General features: G+C 37.2%; 22 protein-coding genes. 10 read left to right on the top strand and 12 right to left on the bottom strand.

The features are described from left to right. Positions 1–11 precede the first annotated feature (11 nt). The 3 genes from comX (at position 12) to NSU19_RS04695 (ending at position 3,233) form a co-directional block, all read left to right on the top strand. Positions 12–185: a competence pheromone ComX gene (comX, locus tag NSU19_RS04685; protein WP_327873262.1), complete on the top strand. Its 174-nt coding sequence runs from the start codon at positions 12–14 to the stop codon at positions 183–185. A gap of 18 nt (positions 186–203) precedes the next feature. Beyond that, a complete protein-coding gene (locus tag NSU19_RS04690) occupies positions 204–2,528 on the top strand; it encodes a histidine kinase (RefSeq protein ID WP_339199010.1) in 2,325 nt (774 codons plus the stop codon). 66 nt (positions 2,529–2,594) lie between these two features. Continuing rightward, positions 2,595–3,233 carry a response regulator transcription factor gene (locus NSU19_RS04695; protein WP_066249242.1) on the top strand — a complete coding sequence of 213 codons (639 nt, stop codon included), beginning with the start codon at positions 2,595–2,597 and terminating at the stop codon, positions 3,231–3,233. Between the two features lie 42 nt (positions 3,234–3,275). On the opposite strand, the gene mnhG is transcribed toward NSU19_RS04695, so the two are convergent. From mnhG to NSU19_RS04730, 7 genes are read right to left on the bottom strand one after another with little or no spacing between them, the layout of a single operon-like run. After that, complete coding sequence (gene mnhG / locus NSU19_RS04700; RefSeq protein WP_063387064.1) at positions 3,276–3,641, bottom strand: monovalent cation/H(+) antiporter subunit G; 366 nt, start codon at positions 3,639–3,641, stop codon at positions 3,276–3,278. After that, positions 3,622–3,909: a Na(+)/H(+) antiporter subunit F1 gene (locus tag NSU19_RS04705; protein ID WP_066249245.1), complete on the bottom strand. Its 288-nt coding sequence runs from the start codon at positions 3,907–3,909 to the stop codon at positions 3,622–3,624. The genes mnhG and NSU19_RS04705 overlap by 20 nt, the downstream gene beginning before the upstream one ends. Beyond that, a complete protein-coding gene (locus NSU19_RS04710; protein ID WP_339194515.1) occupies positions 3,909–4,385 on the bottom strand; it encodes a Na+/H+ antiporter subunit E in 477 nt (158 codons plus the stop codon). Before NSU19_RS04710 ends, NSU19_RS04705 begins: the two co-directional genes overlap by 1 nt. Before the next feature lie 5 nt (positions 4,386–4,390). Next, positions 4,391–5,875, bottom strand: coding sequence for a Na+/H+ antiporter subunit D (locus NSU19_RS04715; RefSeq protein WP_339199013.1), 1,485 nt, complete (start codon positions 5,873–5,875; stop codon positions 4,391–4,393). After that, on the bottom strand, positions 5,872–6,210 hold the full coding sequence (locus NSU19_RS04720; RefSeq protein WP_144597768.1) for a Na(+)/H(+) antiporter subunit C: 339 nt from the start codon (positions 6,208–6,210) through the stop codon (positions 5,872–5,874). The genes NSU19_RS04715 and NSU19_RS04720 overlap by 4 nt, the downstream gene beginning before the upstream one ends. Beyond that, the gene (locus NSU19_RS04725) at positions 6,210–6,647 is read right to left on the bottom strand and encodes a Na(+)/H(+) antiporter subunit B (RefSeq protein ID WP_339199016.1); all 438 of its coding nucleotides are present in this window, start codon (positions 6,645–6,647) and stop codon (positions 6,210–6,212) included. The genes NSU19_RS04720 and NSU19_RS04725 overlap by 1 nt, the downstream gene beginning before the upstream one ends. After that, complete coding sequence (locus NSU19_RS04730) at positions 6,619–9,039, bottom strand: Na+/H+ antiporter subunit A (protein WP_339199019.1); 2,421 nt, start codon at positions 9,037–9,039, stop codon at positions 6,619–6,621. The genes NSU19_RS04725 and NSU19_RS04730 overlap by 29 nt, the downstream gene beginning before the upstream one ends. A gap of 173 nt (positions 9,040–9,212) precedes the next feature. Here NSU19_RS04730 and NSU19_RS04735 point away from each other — a divergent pair, with 173 nt between their 5' ends. Continuing rightward, positions 9,213–9,410, top strand: a complete 198-nt coding sequence (locus tag NSU19_RS04735) for a hypothetical protein (protein WP_339199023.1) — start codon at positions 9,213–9,215, stop codon at positions 9,408–9,410. A gap of 134 nt (positions 9,411–9,544) precedes the next feature. On the opposite strand, the gene NSU19_RS04740 is transcribed toward NSU19_RS04735, so the two are convergent. Beyond that, the gene (locus tag NSU19_RS04740) at positions 9,545–9,946 is read right to left on the bottom strand and encodes a thiol-disulfide oxidoreductase DCC family protein (protein WP_339199025.1); all 402 of its coding nucleotides are present in this window, start codon (positions 9,944–9,946) and stop codon (positions 9,545–9,547) included. Between the two features lie 146 nt (positions 9,947–10,092). On the opposite strand from NSU19_RS04740, the gene kapD reads away from it, so the two are divergent. Then, positions 10,093–10,713 (top strand): 3'-5' exonuclease KapD, encoded by a 621-nt coding sequence (gene kapD / locus NSU19_RS04745; RefSeq protein ID WP_063387101.1) that lies wholly within the window; start codon positions 10,093–10,095, stop codon positions 10,711–10,713. 30 nt (positions 10,714–10,743) lie between these two features. On the opposite strand, the gene NSU19_RS04750 is transcribed toward kapD, so the two are convergent. Then, positions 10,744–11,127 carry a kinase-associated lipoprotein B gene (locus tag NSU19_RS04750; RefSeq protein WP_063387055.1) on the bottom strand — a complete coding sequence of 128 codons (384 nt, stop codon included), beginning with the start codon at positions 11,125–11,127 and terminating at the stop codon, positions 10,744–10,746. Positions 11,128–11,254: 127 nt separating this feature from the next. Between NSU19_RS04750 and NSU19_RS04755 the strand changes: the two genes are divergently transcribed. Beyond that, entirely contained in the window at positions 11,255–11,452 is a 198-nt protein-coding gene (locus NSU19_RS04755) for a hypothetical protein (protein WP_063387054.1), read from the top strand. A gap of 29 nt (positions 11,453–11,481) precedes the next feature. On the opposite strand, the gene NSU19_RS04760 is transcribed toward NSU19_RS04755, so the two are convergent. Further along, positions 11,482–12,648: a MalY/PatB family protein gene (locus NSU19_RS04760; RefSeq protein WP_063387053.1), complete on the bottom strand. Its 1,167-nt coding sequence runs from the start codon at positions 12,646–12,648 to the stop codon at positions 11,482–11,484. Between the two features lie 75 nt (positions 12,649–12,723). Between NSU19_RS04760 and NSU19_RS04765 the strand changes: the two genes are divergently transcribed. Then, the gene (locus NSU19_RS04765; RefSeq protein ID WP_063387052.1) at positions 12,724–12,987 is read left to right on the top strand and encodes a DUF1871 family protein; all 264 of its coding nucleotides are present in this window, start codon (positions 12,724–12,726) and stop codon (positions 12,985–12,987) included. Between the two features lie 14 nt (positions 12,988–13,001). Here the strand turns inward: NSU19_RS04765 and NSU19_RS04770 are convergent, their stop codons facing one another. After that, positions 13,002–13,802 (bottom strand): alpha/beta hydrolase, encoded by an 801-nt coding sequence (locus NSU19_RS04770; protein ID WP_063387100.1) that lies wholly within the window; start codon positions 13,800–13,802, stop codon positions 13,002–13,004. Between the two features lie 159 nt (positions 13,803–13,961). Between NSU19_RS04770 and NSU19_RS04775 the strand changes: the two genes are divergently transcribed. From NSU19_RS04775 to yugI, 3 genes are all read left to right on the top strand, one after another. Then, complete coding sequence (locus tag NSU19_RS04775) at positions 13,962–14,462, top strand: Lrp/AsnC family transcriptional regulator (protein WP_063387051.1); 501 nt, start codon at positions 13,962–13,964, stop codon at positions 14,460–14,462. Next, complete coding sequence (locus NSU19_RS04780) at positions 14,459–15,628, top strand: aminotransferase (protein ID WP_186439307.1); 1,170 nt, start codon at positions 14,459–14,461, stop codon at positions 15,626–15,628. Before NSU19_RS04775 ends, NSU19_RS04780 begins: the two co-directional genes overlap by 4 nt. A gap of 128 nt (positions 15,629–15,756) precedes the next feature. Next, positions 15,757–16,122, top strand: coding sequence for a S1 domain-containing post-transcriptional regulator GSP13 (gene yugI, locus NSU19_RS04785; protein WP_063387050.1), 366 nt, complete (start codon positions 15,757–15,759; stop codon positions 16,120–16,122). Between the two features lie 334 nt (positions 16,123–16,456). Here yugI and NSU19_RS04790 read toward each other — a convergent pair whose 3' ends face one another. Further along, entirely contained in the window at positions 16,457–16,690 is a 234-nt protein-coding gene (locus NSU19_RS04790; RefSeq protein WP_063387049.1) for a DUF378 domain-containing protein, read from the bottom strand. Positions 16,691–16,795: the final 105 nt, after the last annotated feature.

A 16,795-nucleotide genomic window follows, 5' to 3' on the forward strand; every position in this document is an offset into this window, starting at 1 on the left:
GAGAGATCAATATGCAAGAAATCGTAAATTTCTTAATCGAAAACCCTGATGTTTTGGAGAAAGTCGTGAATGGACAAGCTAGTTTGATTGGAGTTGAAGATTCTGATGAACTTTTAGGCATTATTACTGGACTTACAGACAGTTTAAAATTGTCGCAGCCTGCTTCATTTATATTTTGGAAATAGTTTAAAGGGTGAAAATATTTGGTTTTTAATAAGATAAAAATCGTTGATTATGGATATAAACTTGCAGTATTTATAAGCTCGCTGTTTTTCATTGTTTATATTTTTCAAATCAACCTCTCGTACCCTTATTTAGGAACAAGCATTGAAAAATCAAAGGGTCAATATTATATTACAAATATTGACCCGAAAGCTTGGGCTGATCGAGCAGGACTAAAAATTGGGGATCAAGTATTAGAACTAAATGGAGTGCCTTCTGAAAAGTTTTTTAGGGAGAGCAGTTTTTTTGTTTATCAAGAAGTAAAGAATTTAACAATCAAACGGGCAGATGGCAGTATATTTAAAATAAACGTTGAGGAAACATCATTAGATCTTCAAACATTTTTCATGATGATAATACCAATTATTCTTTTTCTTCTATCTATGTATTGCAGTTTTTTTGTCTATAGATCAAGTAAAAAATTAAAAATTTTATCCCCTTATTTATTGAAATTTTTTCTATTATGTGTATCTCTTTCCTATTTATTTGCAACCAGTTCTGCCCGGGGAGACACTTTTTCCCAATATATGGTTGTTTTGTTTTTTACTTTGACTCCGGTTATATATCTGCATTTTTTGTATCATTATTTTTATGAACATGGACAAGAATTATTTAATAAAAAAGTAATTATTTTTGGGTATTTTCTTGTAATTGTAAACTTTTTAATTGAATACATAAATAAACAACCGATAGACTTAGATATTAATTATAATTCGAAAGTGTTGAATCTAATCACTTTTCTCTTTTTATTGTTAATATCGTTTATAGTGAAAATAAAAGGAATGAGAAAACTTAAACTTTCCGAGATATCTTTTACGATTAGAAATTTAATTATTACAAATGTACTTGCTTTTGCACCTTTTGTCCTATTATATGTCATTCCGTCTATCATTTTAAAAGATGTTTTGTTCTCACCAGTGTTCCTGTCTTCATTTATGTTGTTAGTACCTTTTTCCCTTGTGTATCAGTTTCTATCATCAAAGATATATGATATTGAGTTTATTCTAGGCAGAGTCAGATATTATGCTCTCCTTTCCATTTTGCCGACTATCTTTTTAGTGGCTTTTATCATACTGCTAAAAGAACATAATCCCAAAATTTACCCTATTCAACTTTCAATTATTATATATATATTATTGATATTTGTTTTTTATTTTAAAGAAATAATTGACTTCCGCTTCCGGTTTAAGCGGTTTTCGGAAAAATATAATTATCAGGACAGCATTTTGAAGTATACGTCAAGGATCCGGAAAGCAGGCAGTTTAAAACAGATGATGGCTGAGTTAAAATCGACCATTTTAGAGGTTTTGAAGGTCAGCCGTGCATATTGCCTTGTTGTTCATGAGAGTGGACGGATCGAAATGGTTGATGATGATGGGGATGGCGGTCTTTTAGAAATTGCCCCATACGAAAAAGATATTTTAAATGCTGTGACAGAAATAGGAAAAATTGTTGAACTTGATAAAGGGTTTGTGTTAACTGTCGGTGAAACGAATAGACGGAAATATGTTATTATTTGCCTTTCTGTCATTAAAACGCCTAAACTGACCCGTGATGAAATTTCTTGGCTGAATTCCCTTGCTTTTTATACGAATGTAACTGTAGAAAACTTTTTGAAAATAGAAGAATTGATGGAAAGGCTTGAAAAAGCGGAAGAGGGAAACAGCAATCCTGCATGGCTCAAAAAACTGCTGTTTGCAATTGAAGAGAAGCAGCGCTCCAATTTGGCGAAAGATTTGCATGATTCTGTGCTGCAAGATTTGATTTCGTTAAAAAGGCAATGTGAATTGGTTCTGGAGGAATCTGGACAATATCCTGCTGCTACGATCGAAAAAATTCAGAGCATGAATCAAAACATTCTTGATATCATTCATATGACGAGGGAAACGTGTCAAGAGCTGCGTCCGCAAATTTTATATGACTTGGGACTCGTCAAGGCGGTATCAAAGCTGGTAGCGCAATACGAAGAACAGTGTAATTTTCAAATCCGCTTTAATACGGGGAATTTTAACAAGCAGCTTGATATAAACATGCAGCTTAATTTGTACCGGATCATTCAGGAGCTTTTATCAAATGCGCGCAAGCATTCGAATGCGAAGCAAATATTAATTATGCTCGTCAATATAAGAGAAAAAATTGTATTGCACTATGAAGATGATGGCGTAGGCATCGATGAAGAACTGTTGTATGCGAAAACAGAAAGCATGGGATTGTCCGGAATTAGAGAGAGGGTAAAAGCTTTGGATGGTGAAATGAAGATTGAGACTTCTCCGGGAAATGGATTTCGGGTCTTAATTGAAATTTAATCACATTCTTGACTTGGCTTTTGCCAAGTCATTTTACTGTAGATTTTGTCTAAAGAGGTGGAAAACATGATTCGTATTTTAGTGATTGACGATCATCCTGCTGTGAGAGAAGGGACAAAAGCGATATTGGAAACGGATTCTGAAGTTGAAGTGGATTGTCTGGAGCCTCCTTATACGGCTGAACTTATGAAGAAAATCGATTTTTTGCAATATGATGCAGTTCTTATGGATATGAATTTAGGTGACGTCAACGGGATTGAACTGGCAAAGCAAATAACATCCCAAGAACACCAATGCAAAGTCCTTCTTTATACTGGATATGATGTCAATGATTATATGGAAGAAGCGATTTCCTTAGGCATTCATGGAGTAATCAGCAAGACGGAGTCAAAAGAGAAAATATTATCTCACATTCGCCATGCGTTGCTTGGTGAGATTATTCTATCATTTGATTACGTAAAAAAATTGATTGAACGACAGACATTAAAGTCGCCATCTATGAAAGAAGCAAATGAGCCTTTAACAGATAGGGAAAAAATGATTTTAATGGAAGTCGAAAGAGGGTTAACAAATCAAGAAATAGCAGATAAGCTGCATTTAAGCAAAAGATCGATTGAATATAGTCTGACTTCCATTTTTAATAAGCTGCACGTCAGCTCTCGGACAGAAGCCGTATTAATTGCGAAGTCAGAAGGCATTCTTTAAATAAGGAGTCCCGTCCAATTTGATTGCTAAAAAAGATAAGGCTCATGAATGAACCTTATCCTTTGCTTTCTTTTTTTCTTTTAACTCATCAATTTTGCTGTTTTCCCATAGTTTCACTTTTGTATGGTAAGCTGCGCGGCTGATTAAATGTCCTGCTACAGGCGATGTTAAAAATATAAACAGGATTCCCAGCAAAACTCTTCCATTCATATGGTCTTCAAGCACCCAAAAATATAAGAACACCCCTAGTAAAATAGAGAGCACACCTAATGTCGCGCTTTTGGAAGCCGCATGGTTTCTCGTATATACATCTGGTAGCCTCAACACACCAATGGCGGAAATTAGGCTGAAAAAGGCTCCTTGGAGAATGAGATATCCGATCACAAACTTACTGATTGTTTCGATCATTTTCGATAATTTCTCCTTTCTCCAAGAATTTAGCAATCGATACCGTGCCGATAAAAGCTAAAATTCCAATTAATAAAATAATGTCCAAAAAAGCGCTTGTATCTAAAACAATCGACATGATCGCTGTGATCCCGACTAAGTTAATGCCGATCGCATCTAATGATATGGCGCGGTCTGGAACGGATGGGCCTTTGATGAGCCGAATCATCAATAAGAGAGAGGAAGCAGCGATAAGAGCCAAAGAAATCCAAATAATAAATTCAAACATTAACGGCTCACCTCCTTAATAGCTTTCTCAAAACTGCTTTTTATATCTTTTCTTGCTTGTTCGACATTCGCTATATCCACAGAATGGATATAAAGCGTTTTATTATCATCGGAAATATCAATAACAAATGTTCCTGGTGTTAAAGTAATGAGATTGGATAGAATCGTAATTTCCCAATCTTTTTCCAATTCTGTTTCAAAGGCAAAAATTCCAGGCTCCATTTTCAATTTTGGCGACAAAACGATTTTTAAAACAGCAATATTTGCAAGGACAAGCTCCTTCAAAAAGATGAATATGAGCTTTATGACAGCGGCAATATTGTACAGATAAAATCGTCTTGGAAAAAAACGGCGCAGCGCGAAAAGAATGATAATACCTAAAAGATATCCGATAAAAAATGTGATGAATGAGTAGTCATCCTGCAAAAGCATCCATGTAATGGCAATTATAAAATTTAACAGTATTTGAAAGGCCATGTGATCTACTCCTTTAATACGGCTTCAATATAAAGATCAGGAGAAAGAAGAACCTGTTCTGCCTGTTTGATGTATGAAGAGATAAATTCTGTGCCAAGCCCGTAAAATAATGAGAGAGCAAGTAAGAAAGCAGCTGGAACGTAAAGACTTTTTACTTGACTGGTTTCCCGAACTTGCGGAATTTTTTCCTCTCCCCAAAAACCGTTAATAAATATTTTCATCACAGAATATAGGACTAAAAGGCTTGAAAGCAAGACTACGAAAGCTAATACAAATTCACCTTGCTCAAATCCCCCTTGGACTATTTTCAGTTTCCCGATAAAACCGCTTAATGGTGGAATGCCGGCTAAAGCTAATGCGGCGATAAAAAACATCCACCCAAGTGTTGGGTATTTTTTTATTAGTCCACTGAATTTTTCAAGGTTTGTTGTTCCAGTGATCGAAAAGACGATTCCGACCAAAAGGAACAGCAACCCTTTAATAATCATATCATGGATCATGTAATAAACAGATCCCTCTAAACCTGATTCGGTCATTGTGGACACTCCAAATAAAATGACACCAACGCCTGTCAAAATGTTGTATATCACGATCTGTTTAATATCCGAGAAGCTAATGGCGCCAATAACGCCAAATATGATCGTAAGCACCGCCAGCCATGCGATAAACGTATGAGTAAATGCAATGTCCTGCAAAAATATAAGCGTAAACACTCTTGTGATCGAATAGACTCCAACTTTTGTCAAAAGAGCACCAAACAGGGCCGTAACAGCTGCTGGCGGTGCCTGATAGGAGCCGGGCATCCAGAAAAAAAGCGGGAAAATGGCTCCTTTTAATCCGAATACAATTAAATACATGATGGAGATGGCCGCGATGATGCCGGATGAGCCTAATTCTGCGACTCGCAGGCTCAAGTCAGCCATGTTTAATGTACCTGTTACAGCATATAGAAATGCAACGGATATGACAAATAAAGCGGATGAAATAACATTTACTAAAATGTATTTAATAGTTTCTCTTAATTGCGGCTTTGAATTTCCGTGAACAATTAAAAAATAAGAAGACATGAGCATAACTTCATAGAACACAAACAGATTGAAAAGATCTCCTGTCAGAAAAGCACCGGACACTCCGGTCAATAAAAACATGACACCGGAATAGTAGAAAAATTTGCTTCGATTATAATCTACTATTTTGTAGGAAAATAGCAAACAGGCAAAAACAATAATGTTTGCCGTTAAAACAAGCAGAATCGCGTACATATCGGCTACAAGAACAATCCCAAACGGCGCTTTCCAATCCCCGACTTCAAGGGAAATGATTCCGTTTGTATGAACATAGTGAACAAGGAAAACGGAAATGCCGATATTTATAACGGAAGAAACAGCGCTTAAATATTTTTGCACTTTTTCTTGTTTATTGAAAAAAATAAGCAATACTGCAGTTATCATAGGAATAATTATCGGTAAAATAATGATATTGTTATTCATTTCTGATCATTTCCCCTCAATTGATCCATATCGTCTGTTCCAAGTTCTTGATAAGATCTGTAGGCTAACACTAAAAAGAAGGCTGTTACTCCAAAGCTAATGACAATTGCAGTTAATATAAGTGCTTGCGGCAAAGGGTCTACATAAGAAGCTGCGTGTTCATCTAGCAGCGGAACAGTTCCTCTTTTCAGTCCCCCCATCGTTAAAATGAGGAGATGAGCTCCGTGACTCAAAAGACCTGTTCCAATAATGATCCGCAATAAACTCTTTGAAAGCATTAAATATGTAGCTGTCATAAACAAAATTCCTGCAACAATGGAAGTTACAATCTCCATTATTCCGTCTCTCCAATCGTTTGAATAATCGTCATTGTCACGCCAACAACAACAAAATATACACCGAGATCAAAAATGACAGCAGTCGCAAGATGCGTATCGCCTAAAACCGGTATGTGAAGGTGACCATGTGTATGAGAAAGGAATGGAACTCCGAAAAGAAAGGAGCCGATCCCCGATAAAATCGCAATCAATAATCCGAACGCCGCCACTTTAACATAATTAATGGGCAAAATCGCTTTCACGGTTTTGACATCAAAAGCGATCAATAATAAAACGATTGCTCCTGATGTGATGAGCCCGCCGATAAACCCGCCTCCAGGGGCATTATGGCCAGCGAAAAATAAATGGAACGAAAAAATGATCACGATAAAAAGCACGATTTTTGTAATTGTTTGCAAAATAAGATCATTCGTTTTTAAACCCGTTTTCTTCAACGTCTTTCCCTCCTGTGCGAAGGCGAATCATACTGTAGACAGCAAGCGCTGCGATTGCCAAAACAGTTATTTCAAACAGCGTGTCAAAGCCGCGGAAATCGACTAGTATAACGTTGACGACATTGTATCCGCCGCCCAAGCTATAGCTCGTTTCCAGAAAGTATTCCGCGATCGTTTTTCCAGTGCGTTCGCTGCTTGCGGAAATGGCCAGCAGCGTTACAATCCCCCCGACGCCTGCTGAAATTATAAAATTCACTAGGCGGAATCTTCGAGTTTTATCTTTTTTCTGCAGCTCAGGTAAGAAATAAAAAGCAAGCAAAAACAAGGCAGTTGATACCGTTTCAATAACTAGCTGCGTTAAGGCTAAATCCGGCGCTCTAAATAAAACGAAAAACAGTGCGAGTGAATACCCGACGGAGCTAAGTGCAATAATGGCTGTCAATCTGGATCTTGCCAAAACAGCTGTGATTGAACCGGCTATCATAACAATCGACAGGATCAATTCATAAATTCCGACAGGTGCAGCATCATCCGCAGCAAAAGAGATTGATTGCTTGATGATCATTGTCGCTCCAACTGCCATGATCATAAATGCAAAAATATAGACGAGATAGTCTCGAATAAATCCAGTCATATAAAAGCTTGTCAGCCGGTTGGAAGTTTTGCCTGCCGTTTTTAAAGAATGATCATATAATTGATTGAGCGTCATCCTTTTCGGCTGCAGATCGTAAACTCTTTTCCATTTTGACGCTGTCAAGTATAGGAATATTCCAAGTATCACTACGCCAACTGTCATCCAAAATTCCGCAGTAAAGCCGTGCCAATGTGAAATATGAATGTGAAAATGTTCTCCATCCTTCAACACGCTAGGCATGACAGATTTCATTGCCGGTTCGATTAAGCTGTAAGCAAGCAAGTTTGGAAAAAATCCAAAAATAACAACAAGGGATGCCAGCACAATAGGCGGAATCAGCATTCCGATCGGCGCCTCGTGGGGCTTTTTAGGCAGATTTTCCAGCTGCAATTTTCCAGCAAATGTTTTAAAAACAAACATCATGCTGTAAATAAATGTAAAAATACTGCCGATCCATGCGAGCACTGGAAGTAAAAACCCCCATGTTTCTGTTTGAAATACATCCATGTTCAATACTCGAATCATACCGGTAAAAAACATTTCCTTGCTTAAAAATCCATTAAATGGTGGAAGACCTGCCATAGAAAACGCGCCGATTAAACCGATCGTAAAGGTAATGGGCATAAGGGACATGAGTCCGCCAAGCTTTCTAATATCTCGAGTGCCTGTCTCATGATCAACAATGCCTGCAACCATAAATAGGCTGCCTTTAAATGTCGCATGGTTAATCAAATGGAAAATCGCTGCTAAAATCGCAACTGAATAAAATTCAAAATGATCAAACAAGAGGGCGGCGGAGCCGACACCTAAAAGGGACATAATCATGCCGAGCTGGCTGACAGTTGAAAAGGCTAACATCGCTTTTAAATCTGTTTGTTTCACCGCATGGAAGGATCCCCAGAATAAGGTGAAAATTCCGAAAAGTGAAACGATCCAAAACCATTCGGCACTTCCTGCAAATACAGGTGTGAATCGAGCAACTAAATAAATGCCTGCTTTCACCATCGTTGCTGAGTGGAGATACGCACTGACTGGCGTTGGCGCTTCCATCGCATCAGGCAGCCAAATGTAAAAAGGAAATTGGGCGGATTTTGTAAATGCTCCCAATAAGAGCAGAATAAGGGCTGGGATAAATAATCCATTGTCGGCGATACTGCTGCTTTGGGCAATTGTTTCACGAATGCTGAATGTTCCAGTCATGATGTAGAGCAATATAAATCCGCCAAGCATGGAAAACCCGCCGAAAACAGTAATAAGCATCGATTTTAGCGCCCCGTAACGTGATCTTTCCCGATAATGCCAATAGCCAATTAATAGAAAAGAAGAAAAGCTGGTAATTTCCCAAAAAGTATATAAAACAATAGTATTATCAGTTAAGACTACTCCAAGCATTGACCCCATAAACATCAACAAATAAACGTAAAACGCATTCAGCTGTTCTTTTTCCTTCGACAAATAGTAAATCGAATAAAGAACAACGAGAGATCCGATACCGGTAATGAGCAAAGCAAACAGAAGGCTGAGTCCGTCCACATAAACAGCAAAATCAATTCCTAATGATGGAATCCATTTAACAGTTTGTACGATACCTTCTTTATACTTAACTCCCGGCAAAAATTGAAGAAAAAATATGAATAAACATATAGGAAGGGGAAGCACAAACCATCCAGTATGTATTTTCCGAAATGTCTTATATAGGAATGGTACCATGAAAGCAAATAGAAATGGAAATAATATAGCCCAATGCAGAAATGTCATGTAAACCCTCCTTATCCAATGTTTTGGACTAGCTGTATTTTATTGTTCTCAATATTTTTTGCATATATAGCATTTTAAATTTCAAGTTCATAAGACCACAAATATCGTATCAAAAAAATCATAAAATGTATATTTTTTTGTGAAATTTCCCACCTTGAAAATGAGGTGGTATGATGGCAAAAAAGGTAATGACAGCCGTTTTAGTTTTTATCTTATTATTCAGCATTTCATGGTATTTGCATGAACAAACGAAACAGACGTATGTACATCCATCATATGAGTGGACGCCAATCAATACTTTTTCCAAAAATATGAAGGGAGAAACGTTTGCACCAAGAGAATACATTCGTGTCATCAATTACTTAGAATGAAATGCCAAAAATATTTAAGAAAATACAAGTAAAATCGAGTTTTTTAAAGGAAATTGGCGATTGCCCAGTTTTTTTCTTTATTTACAGGAAGAAAAATTTATGAGATGAACAGGAAGTTTTAAAATTTCCTCGGATTATTGTAAAAAACGTTTTTTTATGTTTTCACTAGGAAGGATGCATTTGTTTTTTTGACCGAACCATTTATATCGGTTTTTAGCAATGATCTGATAAAAAAAATCGCGAATTGGTTTCGGGATGATGATGAATCCGTAAAATATTTTCAAAAGCCCGCTTAAGTGTTTGGCGATATGTAAAGCAGCAGTGGATTTTGTATAATAGCGATTCCCATCCGATAATACGAGCGAGTCAAAAGATTCAGTCGAAAGGCCGAATTGCTGTAATAATTCCTTTCCCTTGCTTGATTGCAGCGGTGCGAATATAAAAATTTCATCTGGATCGTGCGAAATGATGAAATTTACGGTCGAATCGCAAAAATTGCACATGCCGTCGAAAAGAATGATTTTTTTTGTCTTCATCGATATTCACTCCTTTCTTCTATTTTATAATAAAAAATTCATAAAAAATTTTTTATTTTCCGAAATGGAAGATATTTATTCTTGTTAAATGATATAATGAAGTAACGGTGTTTTCGGAGCAGTGATTCATAAGGGGGGAGGATAACGTGGAGGCCAAGAAGCAGTTATTTATTGATTTTGAATTTACAATGGCTGAGAACAAAATGAATCCGGAAGGCTTTTTTCCGGAAATTATCGAAGCGGGTGTCGTAAAGGTAGAAAGGGGAAAAATTAAAGAGACGTTTTCCACATTTGTAAAACCTAGATTTTTTCCAAAATTAACAGAACGATGTAAGCGTTTTTTGGAAATTACCCAAGAACAAGTTGATAACGGTCTATCGTTTTCCGAATTGGTTCATCTTCTTCGCAAGCTTTCTTTTGGGGAAGAAACAATGATCGTGACATGGGGCAACATGGACATGAAAGTTCTTCGCCATAATTGCAAAGAGCATGGACTGCCATTTCCAATAGCAGGTACGGAGATCGATTTATCAATGGAATATAAAAAATTTTTTGGCGACCGCAATCAAACAGGATTGTGGAAAGCTGTGGAGGAATACGGCAAAAAAGGAATCGGCAAGCATCATCGTGCACTTGACGATGCGTTAACAACTTTTAATATTTTTAAGCTGATTGAAAAAGATAAGCAATATCTTTTGAAACCAAAGCCGTTGACAATTGGTGAACGAATAGATTTAACAAAATTATGGCAAAAGCAAGCGACATGAAAAGGCCAGCTGCAATTTGTAGTGGCCTTTTCATAATGCTTTAAAATATTCTCTCTCTAATCGATTCAAGTTTTCAAGAGAACGCAATGCCCAATCGCTTCCATCTTCCTCAAGCTCCTTCTTTAAAGCAGCGGAAGCTTCTTTCAGAGAAGTTTCGTAATCAGGAATTTCCCCGTTATAATGGTGAACCATTTTTTTTGGAATATTTGCTTGTTCATTGAAGGAAAGTGCTTTGCGTTCATGAAAGAACGGAACATCAGCTTGTTTCGGCTGGTGCAAATCCCCTTGCATCGGATGTTTTAAAACCGCTTTTACTCTTACTAAATAATGATTCTCCCGAATTTCGGTAACTTCCCCGATATATTTACCGGTTTTATAAATGCCTGTAACGATATCCCCGACTTTTATGTCCAAAGTTTTCCCCTCCAGCAATTGTAATGTTTTCACCTATTGTACACTTTTATTTTCAGAGCAGATGGCATGATAAAGCAAAATTTTGCTATAGTAAAAGATAGAATGGATTTGAAAGGTCGTGATGATCATGGAATGGCTTCTAAATTTTATTCTATATTTTCCGGAAAATAAAATTGAATATTTATATGGTTTTTTGCAAATGGTTCCGTTTATCATTTTAGCTGTAGTTGCGATCATTTTTTTTAAAAAAATATCCCGCAAGGAAGAAGAAAAAGCGAATGAGCTGCTGAAAAAGCTTTCAGAAAATGAGAAAAAAAGAAGCTGAAACCGGGAGGCGATGCCTCCCAACGAATGTTAAGAAAGAGCCGTTTTTAGTCTCTTTAATCCATCTAGGACCATCTGCCGCGGACAGCCGATATTCATCCGCACAAAACCTTCTCCAGCCTTGCCGTATTTACTGCCCAGTTCCAATGCTAATTTTCCTTTTTCAAGCAGCTGTTTTTTTAATTGTTGTTCAGTCATATTTAATGAACGGCAATCAAGCCAAATTAAATACGTAGAATCAGGATGGATTACGTTTATACTTTTTAAATGCTCCCCAATATATTGTTCGACAAGTTTTACGTTTTCTTCAAGGTAAAGGAGAAGTGAATCCAGCCATTCATGTCCGTTATTGTAGGCTGCTTCCATTGCCGTAATGCCAAAAATATTTAAAGAAAAATGCCCCTGCTTTCTTTTCACTTGTTTAAATTTACCTAATATTTTCCTATCAGGAATGATCACTGCCGAAGCTTGAAGGCCGGCAAGATTAAATGTTTTGCTTGGCGCAATAGCTGTAATGGAATTTTGAGCAAATGATTCACTGATGGAAGCAAAAGGAGTGTGCTTATTGCCGAACAGCAAAATATCTGAATGAATTTCATCTGAAAAAACAAACACGCCGTTTTCTAAGCACAATTCGCCGATTTTTGCAAGCTCCTCTTTTGTCCATACTCTTCCGCTCGGGTTTTGCGGGTTGCAAAGAATCAGCATTTTGACGGATGGATCTGCCAGCTTTTCCGCCAAATCTTCAAAATCGATAGAATAACGCCCGTCTTTTAAAACTAATTCATTCTCCACAACAATGCGTTTATTATACTTCACCATGTCAAAAAAAGGCTTGTATACCGGGGGCTGAATCACAATCCGATCCCCCTCTTCCGTTAATGCTTGGATGGCTATGCTCATTGCTTCCACTACGCCTGAACAAAAATCAAGTGAATCGGCTGAAATTTCCCATCCATGTCTTGTTTTTAGCCAATTTTGAACCGATTTTTTTGTTTTGGAGGCGACGCCAGTATAGCCGTACACACCGTGTTCGACTCGTTCTTTCAAAGCCGCTATGACCGCATCGGGAGATTTGAAATCCATATCAGCTACCCACATTGGCAAAACATCTTCATGTCCGAACAATTCTTTTGTGAAATCCCATTTGTAAGATTGTGTTCCTTTTCTTTTTATTACTTGATCAAAATCACTCATCTTCTCACCTCAATACCAATGTATATGTGCTAAAATACAATTGCAAACATTTTGTACCAATTTGGGGGAAGCGATATGGAACAAAAAGAGGCAAATTTATTTATGATTGAACTGTTAAGTGAATGGGATCCGCTCCAACTGGGCAATGATGCTTACGAACTGGAAATAGTTGATTGCATTCAAGCCGTTCATACAATTGATCACCCTTTACAGTTGGCTAGGAAGATTCAGTCAATTTACGAATTCTCTTTTGAAGAGGTTATACCTTTAAAGGAATGTGAAAAAATCGCCAAAAAACTATTGGCGATTAAAAAAAATGCGTCATGCCAATTATTGTAAAAACACTTACCTATTTAGCCGAAACAAAAATCAAAAATGTGATTACTAACATGATATGGCCGCTCTTCAGGCACTAAATGGCCTGTTTGTTTGAAGGAGACAAAACGAGAGATGGGCAAATCTTTCTGAAGCTGGTATCCGACTTCGATTGGAACGATTTTATCTTCTTCCCCCCATACTAATAAGCATGGAATTTCAATCGTTTTTAAGTCTTGTGAGGAAAGATCTCCTTCACGTTCACGAATCATTCGGGTCAATGCTCTGAAAATTTTATCGTCATAAAACGGTTCGCTATATCCGTATATCATGTCTTCGTTAATGAGCGATTGGTCGTGCACGACACTGCATAAGCTTTTCCATACGCCTTGCCTGATAAATTGTCTTTTAACGTAAAGGTAAAAATACGGGAGATATGAACAAAATATGAGAGAGGAAGGCATCTTTTGCATATAACCAGAGCTGCAAATGAGCACAATTTTTTTAAACAAATCAGGTTTTTGCTTAGCTGCATATAAAGAAATTTGTCCGCCCATGGAATGGCCGACAATTACAGCCTGTTTGATTTGCAGACGTTCTAAAAGCTCTATAACCGCTTTTGCCATGTTGTGATAGGAATAGAAAAACTTCGTTGCTTTTTCGGATTTCCCAAATGGGGGAAGATCAATGGCTATAATGGAAAAGTGCTTTTTTAATAAAGGGATTAATTTTCTGTAGCTGAAGGTGGAGGATAAAAATCCATGAATCAGCACTATCGTATCTGTTTGTTGTGGATGATGATAATATTCGTAATATATATTTGTTCCTAATATTTTCATCTTGTGATGGATTTCCTTTAGCAATGCTTATTTCTCCTTTCAGTAATTTTGTACCGTTAGTTTATCCATCAATTTAAAAAATTTTCTGGCATAGTGATGTAAAAATTCTGGAACGTGATATAATTATCTGAAGATTCCATTTTAGGGGGATTTACAAAAATGAAATTGACTGAAAAGGAAACAGAAATTTTAGAAATTTTGGAGGAAGACAGCCGATTAACACCTGAAACAATTGCGAAAATGATTGGACTTTCTGAGGAAGAGACAAAGAAATTGATTTCAGGTTTAGAAGAGAAAAAAATCATCGTGAATTATGCGACAACCATTGATTGGAAAAAGGTAGACGGACATGAAGGCGTAACAGCCATGATCGATGTAAAGGTGGCTCCAAAAAGAGGCGTAGGGTTTGATGAAATTGCTGAACGCATTTATCGATTTAACGAGGTTAAATCGGTTTATTTAATGTCAGGCGCTTATGATCTTTCTGTCGTGATTGAAGGAAAAACAATGAATGATATAGCCCGTTTTGTATCGGAGAAGCTGTCAACGCTTGAATCCGTTTTATCTACAACAACACATTTTATTTTGAAAAAATATAAACATGACGGAATCATTTTTGATCACGAAGATAAAGATAAAAGAATCGTGGTGTCACCATGAAAATGAAGACGTTAAATTCATATTTATCAGAAACTGTCATAAATATGAAGCCATCAGGCATCCGCAAGTTTTTTGACCTGGCTGCCAATATGGAAGGCGTTATTTCACTTGGTGTAGGAGAGCCTGATTTTGTCACTCCATGGAATGTACGCGAAGCCTGCATTCTTTCCTTGGAACAAGGATTTACGTCTTATACAGCAAACGCTGGATTGTATGAGCTTCGCGAAAAAATCAGCGAGTATTTGTTCAAACGTTTTGATTTACAGTACGATCCGGCTGAAGAAATTATTGTAACAGTTGGTGCGAGTCAAGCGATCGATATAGCTTTCCGGTCTATTATTAATAGCGGGGATGAAGTATTAATAATAGAACCTTGCTTTGTTTCATATGCGCCTCTGGTCACTCTCGCGGGAGGGAAGCCTGTCAGCGTATCTACCTTTGGAGAAGAAGAATTTAAAGTCAATCCGGAAATTTTGGAAAAATATATTACAAGTAAGACAAAAGCCATTATGATTTGTACGCCAAACAACCCGACAGGAACGGTTTTATCGAAGAAAGAGCTGGAAGCAGTTGCACAAATTGCTAAGCGATATGACTTGCTGGTAGTGGCTGATGAGATTTATGCTGAGCTCTGTTATGAAGATGAATATGTAAGCATGCCGAGTATTGAAGGTATGAAGGAACGGACAATTCTTATTTCCGGCTTTTCTAAAGGCTTTGCCATGACAGGGTGGCGGCTTGGGTATATAGCTGCTGACCGAGTTTTTGCGCGTGCAATGTTGAAGGTTCATCAATATTCGATCATGTGCGCGCCGACAATGGCCCAATACGCTGCATTAGAAGCATTGGAAAATGATGAAGATGTTTTATATATGCGGAAAAGCTATCAAAGAAGAAGAAACTACATTGTTCAGTCGTTAAATGAAGCCGGTTTATTTTGCCATATGCCGGGCGGTGCCTTTTATGCTTTTCCAAGCATTAAAAGCACCGGATTGTCTTCCGAGGAATTTGCGGAGAGACTGCTTTTAGAAGAAAAAGTAGCAGTAGTCCCCGGCAATGTTTTTGGCCAAAGCGGCGAAGGATATATTCGTTGTTCATACGCATCATCTATGGAGCAGCTTCAAGAAGCGATGAAAAGGATCAAACGATTTGTACAATCTTTATAATGTTTTTATTGCCTGGCCTAATATGAGGCCAGGTTTTTTTATTTATTTTTGCTCAAATGAGTACATTGTGTTATAATTGATCACCGCATATTCGTTTTAAGCAGAAATTATGAATTAGGAGTGTTTAAATGGCTAATCAATATCCTATCGGGGCTGTTTTAGTTGGTAAAGTGACAGGAATCCAGCCGTACGGTGCATTTGTAGCATTGGATGAAGAAACGCAAGGTCTAGTGCATATTTCGGAAATTGCCCACGGATATGTAAAAGATGTCCGGGATTACTTAAAGATCGGCGATGAAGTAAATGTAAAAATTCTTTCTGTTGATCATGAATCGGGAAAGATCAGCTTATCCATTAAGGCAGTGGAAGAAAAATCAAAACCAATTGCTAAACAAAAAACAGAAAACGAAGCGTCAAGAGGCTTTAACACATTGCGTGAAAAGCTGCAGGAATGGATTGAACAATCAAAACACGAAAATATTATAAAAAAATAAAGACATACGCATCACGGTCATGGCGGAATTTTACGGAAACGTTATTGTAGAACACGAATTTGCTTTTTAATACTTATTCGTGTTACAAAGACTGCTATCGAACTTTGCCCGGACATTCTTTTAAAGATTTATCGAATGTCATTTCGGTTATAGAAGTTCGAAAAGTGGCAATCCTTCAAGCTGCGCTAATGAAAAAAAACCGGCAATTATGCCGGTTTATTTGAACCCTACTTTTCGGTTCGATTTTAGAAAAAAATTATAGAAGGTTTTTTTACAGAAAATTATGTCGATTTTTAAGCTCCGAATTTTGATCTCATTGAAATGCTTGTTGTCTTTATCTTGTTTCCGTCTTAGGCTCATTACGGGCAAATTCTGCATCAGGTTTAAATAAGAGAGCAAGATTAATGAGACCGGCAATACCGACTATACCATAAATGATTCTAGATAAAGCAGCATTTTGGCCGCCAAAAATAGCTGCCACAAGATCAAATTGAAAAAATCCGATAAGACCCCAGTTCAGGGCTCCGATTATTGTAAAAAGCAGTGCAATCCGCTGTAAAGTGCTCATGTTGCTACCTCCTTTAAGTTGAATTTTTCCTTATTAACTTGTATCAAAATGAAAAATTTATACATCTGATAGCAGGAATAATGAGCCTGTTCTGTTTATTGTTTT

It is taken from the genome of Aeribacillus sp. FSL k6-2211, assembly GCF_037966125.1.
GTDB classification, from domain to species: domain Bacteria; phylum Bacillota; class Bacilli; order Bacillales; family Aeribacillaceae; genus Aeribacillus; species Aeribacillus composti.